The sequence below is a fragment of the Clostridium sp. AF37-5 genome, from assembly GCF_003477605.1.
GTDB lineage: Bacteria > Bacillota > Clostridia > Lachnospirales > Lachnospiraceae > Eubacterium_F.
Map to the genome: position 1 here is coordinate 249 of NZ_QUDR01000040.1, position 7731 is coordinate 7979.

The window sequence follows — 7731 nt, forward strand, 5'->3', positions numbered from 1 at the left end:
ACACCGTCCGGGTTCTCTGCCTCTAACGGAGAACCGGCAAGATAGTTCTCATAGACGCCACGGAAAGTATCTCCATAGGCTGCCTCCACTGCTGTCTGATAAGTTTCTCCGGCAGCTTTGCTGATGGTACTGCAGGAGAAAACTGCCATGCCACACAAAACTGCTGTTGTAATTCCGTGAATCACTGCTCTTAAGTCTCTCATAAATTTAAACTCCTCTTCTTCCTGTTATGTCTTTTTTATTTCGGAACCTCGGTCGTTTCTGCCGCCTGCAGTTCCTCTTTCTTTACCACATCGGACCACTTCCGATTGTCCGAGGCTTTTCCTTTTGCCCGAATCATTACTAATCGATATCGACGCATATAAGCACGTCGTGGTCACAAGAAAGCCATCATTACTATCTATCGTATGTTTCTGACCGCTATCAGGCACACACTTACCGATTTAGATTCTGATAATCGTAACATCCCTACTTGAATGACTTAGAAATAATTTGTATTTTCCCAATAGTTTTTTTGATACTATTTACCTTTTAATTCCGTCCATTCCACTTTATCATTTATATTTTTCCAATTTATTTTATCTGAACCAATAGACAAAAACGGGCTTGTTAGTTTCTCCCATTTTCGCTTTGATAACTTAATATAGTCCTCACCATTGGAAAATAAACAAATATTTCTTTGATTCTTAGCAAAGGCACAAGAAAAAACTTCCTCTCCTTTATTATCTAGAACAATATATTCATAATATGTTTCACTTGATTCTGTTTTTCCAAGTATAGCTTTATTATTAAGGGGTCTTCTATACCGATCCCCTTCATACCATGTAATTAATTTCTTGCCCTCAACCGTATGAACGGAATACGAAATATCCGTCAATACATGGAGTTCTGGTATTCCATCGTTTGTCATATCAAACAAAGCATATCGAACTCCATTCCCCGTTTTATCAAGTTTATTAAAATTATTACAGTAATCTTTCAGAAAATAACTTTCCCCTTTCTTATTATTTGATCCAACCTCATTTTTTAAAAAAAGATTATACAGCCTTAGAATGTCACTTAATTCATTCATCTCTGTAATTGTATTATTTCTATCATCAGATATACTTTTCTGTAATTTCTTTTCTGCCAATGGCAACATAAGCATCAATGAAAAAATCACTCCCATAGCAAAAGAAATTAGTATCAACACTGTATACTTTTTTTTCATATCGTACATTACTCCTTTACTTTTTTACAGTTTTTTTCAATCAATCACAATTTGAACCATCATACTACTAAATGCTATTCTATTGTAAATTTTTTACTTTGAATCCATTTGATTTTATATTTCCCTTTTGACAGTTTTTTTCCAAAAAGTTTTTTGCACACTAGCTTCTCCACCTTACTGTCATTTTTTTTTATAAGATATAAACTTTTCGGTGTTTTTGAAATTTTCTTTATTTTTTTATACTTCCCATCCTTATACTTATACAGCGTAAAACTTTCCGAATATCGTGCTATATTTTCACTTTTATTAAAAATTTTTATTTTAATTGTCTTTGGTGTTGCAGAAATAATTTTCATGTATACATTTCTACTTTTAGATCTATTTACTTTAATATTTGGCGTTGATTCGCATGCAGTAGCATAACTAAACATACACATTTGAAAATTTACTATACAAACTGTTATTAGCAAGCACTTTTTGACTCCTTTTTTCATTTTAATCCTCCATTCCGAAGCGCAGCGGAGGAGGCACGAGCAAAAAGCAGCGTAGCTGTTTTTGCTCTGTGCATCAATACTATTTGTGGCGCTTCAACACAAATAGTGGTGTGAAAAATAAGTGCATCGGCATTATTTTTCACACTATCACTCCTTCAAACTTCAATACAACAAATAAAAATTTAATACCTAAAACACACTTACTAAACACCTATTTCCTCACACAACCTTCCAATAAAGATTGCCACTTATTCCCTTTCTTACGCAATCATTAACTTTCAAATTATATTCTTCGTATTGTGTGATTTAATAAATAGTTATTTCTATATACTCCCTCCACAATTATAATGATTACGTCTTTTAGATATACGTCAGATAGTTCATACATTTAAATTTCTTATTGCAATATAAATGTATCTGAACGATTCAACTTTCCATCCTTTGTATCCCATAAAGTAACAATGTCATATGACAAATCAATATTAATAATTGTATCATTTTCAAATACTTTACTTACTTTATGCGTGGGAATATTTTCAACAAACAGTTCTTTTCCTTTCCGATATATCATCCAGGTTTCATCCCAATACGCCAGTTCCTTTCCCTCATAGGTATTGTCCAAATGAAGAGAATCCGTGTCCGGATCATATTGGAAAATCAAACTACGCTCTATGTCTTTTGTAAAATGCTGCAAAAGACCTCCCGACCGACTATAAACACGACAAATAACAACTAACTTGTCCTCCAATTGCCAGGAGGATACTTCAAAATTTTTCTTTGCCCCCATGAGTTTCCGCATTTGCTTTATGTACTTTTTAGATTGTACTTTCACATCCCAATCCAACCCCGAAGATTCTCTCCCGTCCACATAATTTAACCACTCCAAAACGTAATAAGTATCACAATATACCGTATCCGTATAATAATTTTGGGAGTGTTCGTAATCCTTTTTTTGACGAAACCATTCTTTCCCATCCACCGACAAACTCTCGCCAGTCATTGGCGTCCATTCCTCTATATTATTGTGTGCACTGTTCAGAAATTCTTCCTCATCCTGATAATGTGTTACCTCCATACGTGTTGCCTCCCACGCAAGCACTTTTTCGGATTCATCGCGACATTTGTAATAACCAAAAATGGTACTTCCGCTGGCATAAATCCAGTCGCAACAGCATTCCTTTGCTGCAATAATTTTTCCATTTACATCCATAACCAGTACATTTGTCTTGCCTCCCCATACATCCGAAATCTCCCTGCCAGACAGATAAAAATATTGATTGGAACTGGATATTTTATCGATAGCAAAGTTTTGTGATACATCGTCTAATTTTCTTGAGACATCACTGTTTTCCAATTTTATATAAGTACCATAATCTTCACTGCAATCATAAAGTACCGTATTCCCAATGCGGGCTGAACGTCCATTCTGAAGCACGCATATACTTTTTTCATCAGACGTAAATCCATCTGAAGTTCTAAGAGTACACCCTGACAATATCATCATAATAACAGATATCAAAAACAGATATAAATATTTATTTTTCATAAAACCTCTCATTCTGAGAACGTCTGCATTCGAGAAACCACACGAGAAAGCTGCGAATACGGCACTCTTGCCGCATTGCAGTTCTCCCGTGTCGGATTAAGGCTTATTTGTGACGTTCTCGGCACAAATAGCCGTGTGAAAAATAATCAAATCAGCATTATTTTTCAATCTAATTCCTCTTTCACTAATAGTTCCATTTTAAAGTCGCCTTGTTTCCTTCAACGTTCCACCTCTTTGATTTTTCAAGTCGTCTTTCCAATGCTTTTCGAGCATAAGCTTTTAATACAGATAGATCTGCTACACATCGGAATCCAATCTTTGAAGGATTGACATTATTTTGCATACCAGCATTAAATGTTGTAATCCACCATGAATGCCCCACTTTTTCTCCTTTGGATTTCGGCGGCCTATAGTTATTAATTAAATTTCCATTGTACCGCATCTCTAATTCTGTAAATATTTTTTTTACAAAAAAGTAATGTTTCGTACTTCCATAAGTGTTATAGAAACCCACTTCACATCCTGCCCCCAAATTCAAATAATCACCTTTCCATGCCCATATGACATACTTTCTCTTCATACTAAATTTATAATCTTTTCTATCTATAAATTTATATTTTAACGGTTTAGATATGTTTGTCGCTGAATCAAAAACAAAATCATAAAAATTATTATACCCTCCTAATTTCTGTATACAAATATCCCTTGCATGAAATATACTTTTGCCTTTTTCCCTTTCAAAACCACCCAACTTTAAAAGTAAATTCACTTTCCAGTCGCTCCCTGATTTTGTTCTTTTATAAAATTCTTTCCCAAGCCAAGTTTTTTTCCAATAATTAACTCCTCCCCGTATTACTTTAGCCGCTGTTTTCTTAACATTACTTGCAATTTTTTTTACATAAGTTTTTGCACCATTATAACATTTTTGGGCTGTATCACAAAATGCATTCCACTTATTCTTTATCCACGTCCATGCATTACCATCAGCATCGCATTTATTCATCCCATCATTGCCACAATAAGTATACAAATGCAAACTTAGCGGATCACCGCTTTCTCCTGTATAGGTGTCTCTTGTAAGAAATCTCCCCACTGTCGGTTGATAATACCTTGCCCGGAGATAAATTTCCTCCGTCTCTTTATCATAGTACTCCCCACAATAACGGAACGGATTATCATCCTTTTTATCCAGATTCACTTCATTTCCAAAGGAATCGTACTCATAAGTCTTGATAATTTTTCCATCTACATTGGTCAATTGCACCACATTACCGTGTGAATCTGTTACATAATACTGCTTATCCTCAAATTTGCCAGAATCTTTGTCCGCTTCCTTGTCTACATAAACCAAATCATTTCCACGGATATATCGCTTCTTCACTATACCACTCTCAGACAACTCCATCACTAACTGATTTCCATCCCATATAAAGACAGTTTTCTTCCCATTTACTGTCTTGCTGGTACGCAGTCCCTCGGCATCATAAGTAAAGCTTACCTTATAGTTCTTTGTTAGCGTTTTAGTAAGCTGATCCAAAGCATTATAATGGTTGACTACATTTTCATTTAACCGATTATCTCCCAGTGTAACATCTACATCCACATAGGTGTCTTCTTTCCTGTCATTAGGAATTTCATATCTGTTAACTGTTGCCAACTGATTTCCGTTTTTATCATATTTGTATATAACAACAAAATCCTTCTCCGTATCGGTATTTAACGTATCAGTACGGAGCAGTTCATTATTTTTGTTGTATTCATAAGCAGTTACTTTATTTCCAACCTTCATTTCCTTTCGGTTGTTGTTGCTGTCATAGGTGTAGGAAATGTCCTCACTGCCTGTTTTGGTTTCTCTCTTAATACGTCCTAAAAGATCATATGTATAGGTTGCAGTCTTTTGGGACTTCTTGCCATCTTTGCCCATCACATCAGAAGTTTCTTTCGACTTCTGCCCATTGGCAAGATATTCAGAAGTATACTGGGATATAACCCCTGCACTGCCTGTCTGGTTTTTCATTGCCGTAAGGTGGTTCTGGTAATCATAAGTATAAGTAGTAGTCATGTTGTTCCCTGGCACGGTTCTCTCGGACAAATTTCCATCCATATCATAGGAATATCCCACTACCTGATTGCCCTTTTCATCGGTAACGGAGACCAGTTTGGATTCCCCATCATAGGCATAGCGGAGGGAAAGTTTTGTTTCCCCACCCACTGTCACATCAAAGGTGGACTTATTGTCGGCACTGTCATAAGCATAATTCTTAACAACGTCCTTATTCTTGGTGAGTTTGGTTGTCTCACTGGTAATCTGCCCGGATACGTCTCCATAAGTAAATCTAGTGCCGTCCTGGGTTTCCACATCCCCATAGGCATTGTAAGTATATGTATGGGCGGTCTCTTTCCCGGTCTTCTTTTCCTTTGCCACCATCTCCGTCAGACGGTTCTGATAGTCATAGGTGTTTTTCAGAGTATTGCCGTTCTTGTCTACTGTTTTCGTCAGGTTGCTGTTCACATCATAGGTATAGGTTTCCCTCCTGCCTTCCGGGTCAGTATAAGCAACCAACTGATTTTTTCCATCATACTCATACCTTGTCTCGGCAATGGTATCAGACTTTTTCTTTCCACTGACAGTGAGCTGATAGGTTTTTCCCGCATAGGAAAATGTATCTGCATCGTCAGCGGCATTCTCCACTTCCGATACCGCAAGCGTCAGCGGTTCGGTCATTCCGGTAAACTGGCGCACTTTGTTCCCCTGGATGTCATAGACATACTGGACATACTGTGCTTTCTCCCCCTCCATGTGGCTTTTGACCATGACAAGGTTACCACATTTATCATAAGTATACTCGGTTTTTGCCGTCCTGTCACTGTCAATCTGTTCGTTTTGTTCCGTCACATTTCCCGAATTATCATACTCTGTCGTGGTTTTCTGGTAACTAGTGCTTCCATCTTTCTTTTCCTGTGGGATCTCAGACTGAATCATCCGTCCAAGAATGTCGTACTCATACTTGGATGCCACATTCTCCTTGGTTCCTCTAGGGGTGTATTGCTTTGTCACCTGCCCCTGCTCGTCATAGTCTGTCTTGACAGTCTGGGTCTGCCATTCCGTCTCTCCCTCTTTCCGGCTCTTTGTCTCCGTCTGGCTGACGTTTCCGTTATCATCATAAGTGGAGAGGGTCTGTGTCTCATAGGCAGGAAGCCACTTCCCGTCCTGCTGTTTTCTGGTTATCGTGTTTTCTTTAGTGGTTCTGCCAAAATCATCACTTTCATAGGTCGTCACTACTTCTATCATACTTTCGCCACGGATATCGATGCTTGTCTCTGACAGGGTAATGCCTTCGGCATCCGTTACAGTTTTTGTAATGTTCTCGCTTAAAACAACATCATTGAACTGGTCATAATACCCCTCTGCATCTGCCCTTGGCTGATATTTAGCAGGATTTAGGGTTTTGCTGTAACTGGTGGAAATGGTCTGTGCCTCGTCGTCTTCCCCAGTTACCTCTGTCTCGCTCTTGCTAAAACTCCATGAAGTGCAGTGGGCAGCGTCCAGTTTCCCATTGCTGAACTCGGCGCTGCCAATTTCATTGCCCAGATCATCATAAAAATGTTTGCTACCAGAAAGGATGTCTTTTCCTTTTCCAGTAATATAATAATTCGGTACGGTCTCCCCATTTTCATTGATGATGAACCTCTTTTCATCCGGCTCAAAAGTATATGTTCGTTCTTCAATCAGACGTGCCGTCTCCTCTTTTTCCTCATCCGATTCACTGTCTTCGTCCTCATCGGAAGCGTTGTCCTCATCTTTCTCACTACCATAATCATAGATACTCTCCGTCCATATGCCTGCAGCTTCATCCTTGCTGATGACCGTATTACCAAAGGCATCCTGTATCTCGATGGATACCCGCCCATACTCATCTACGGTCATGGTTTTTAAACCATCCGCCGACTGGTATTCCTTATCCTTAGATTCATACTCTGTTCCCACAGCGTTAATAGTTTCGGTTTCTTTTCCTGTCTCCGGGTCATAGGAGGTTTTTGATATCAGACCATTTTCATCGGTGCGAGAAATCTCATTACCGAAAGAATCATAGTTTACTTCTTCAGTGTAAGTACGGTTATCTTCCGGACGTCTTGCAGAAGTAATGGTTACGGTCTTCTTAGTCTGCTGTCCGAGGCTGTTATATGTATAGTCATTTAGAATAACTTCTTTTTCTTCTGATGTATTATAAAAAGGATATGTTTTTTCTTGAATTTCATTGCCTAAATTATCATACTTATAATCAGACTTCGTAATTATTTTATATGCTCCACCACTTACACTTTTTTGCTTGATAATACTGGCATAATCCATATGATCCGCTATCACTTTGCCTGTTACCTTAATTTTTGTCTTTGCAGAATCATAGAATTCCTGCTTGGTCAGCGTACACAAACAGAATGGCCTGTCATCGGCAGGATAACCGGCATCCGTATTATGG

Annotated in this window: 7 protein-coding genes; all 7 read right to left on the reverse strand. The window is 38.0% G+C overall.

Going from position 1 to position 7731, the window contains the following annotated elements; all coding sequences use genetic code 11:
- The coding region (locus tag DW019_RS14520) for a hypothetical protein (protein ID WP_207663939.1) at positions 1-203 on the reverse strand (203 nt) is incomplete at its 3' end.
- A gap of 35 nt (positions 204-238) precedes the next feature.
- On the reverse strand, positions 239-361 hold the full coding sequence (locus DW019_RS15705) for a hypothetical protein (protein ID WP_279217667.1): 123 nt from the start codon (positions 359-361) through the stop codon (positions 239-241).
- 159 nt (positions 362-520) lie between these two features.
- Positions 521-1210 carry a hypothetical protein gene (locus DW019_RS14530; RefSeq protein WP_117480176.1) on the reverse strand — a complete coding sequence of 230 codons (690 nt, stop codon included), beginning with the start codon at positions 1208-1210 and terminating at the stop codon, positions 521-523.
- A gap of 74 nt (positions 1211-1284) precedes the next feature.
- Complete coding sequence (locus tag DW019_RS14535; protein ID WP_117480177.1) at positions 1285-1704, reverse strand: immunoglobulin-like domain-containing protein; 420 nt, start codon at positions 1702-1704, stop codon at positions 1285-1287.
- Positions 1701-1847 carry a hypothetical protein gene (locus DW019_RS15220; RefSeq protein ID WP_177387565.1) on the reverse strand — a complete coding sequence of 49 codons (147 nt, stop codon included), beginning with the start codon at positions 1845-1847 and terminating at the stop codon, positions 1701-1703. The genes DW019_RS14535 and DW019_RS15220 overlap by 4 nt, the downstream gene beginning before the upstream one ends.
- Positions 1848-2101: 254 nt before the next feature.
- Positions 2102-3250 (reverse strand): hypothetical protein, encoded by a 1149-nt coding sequence (locus DW019_RS14540; protein ID WP_117480178.1) that lies wholly within the window; start codon positions 3248-3250, stop codon positions 2102-2104.
- A 184-nt stretch (positions 3251-3434) separates the two neighbouring features.
- Positions 3435-7731, reverse strand: a 4297-nt coding sequence (locus DW019_RS14545) for an RHS repeat-associated core domain-containing protein (protein ID WP_147353045.1), incomplete at its 5' end; no start/stop codon positions are given.

What these genes read in the sequence shown, in the direction of transcription:
- DW019_RS14540 (WP_117480178.1), bottom strand. Translation starts at nt 3,250, where the DNA reads ATGAAAAATAAATATTTATATCTGTTTTTGATATCTGTTATTATGATG.
- DW019_RS14535 (WP_117480177.1), bottom strand. Translation starts at nt 1,704, where the DNA reads ATGAAAAAAGGAGTCAAAAAGTGCTTGCTAATAACAGTTTGTATAGTA.
- DW019_RS15705 (WP_279217667.1), bottom strand. Translation starts at nt 361, where the DNA reads ATGCGTCGATATCGATTAGTAATGATTCGGGCAAAAGGAAAAGCCTCG.
- DW019_RS14530 (WP_117480176.1), bottom strand. Translation starts at nt 1,210, where the DNA reads ATGAAAAAAAAGTATACAGTGTTGATACTAATTTCTTTTGCTATGGGA.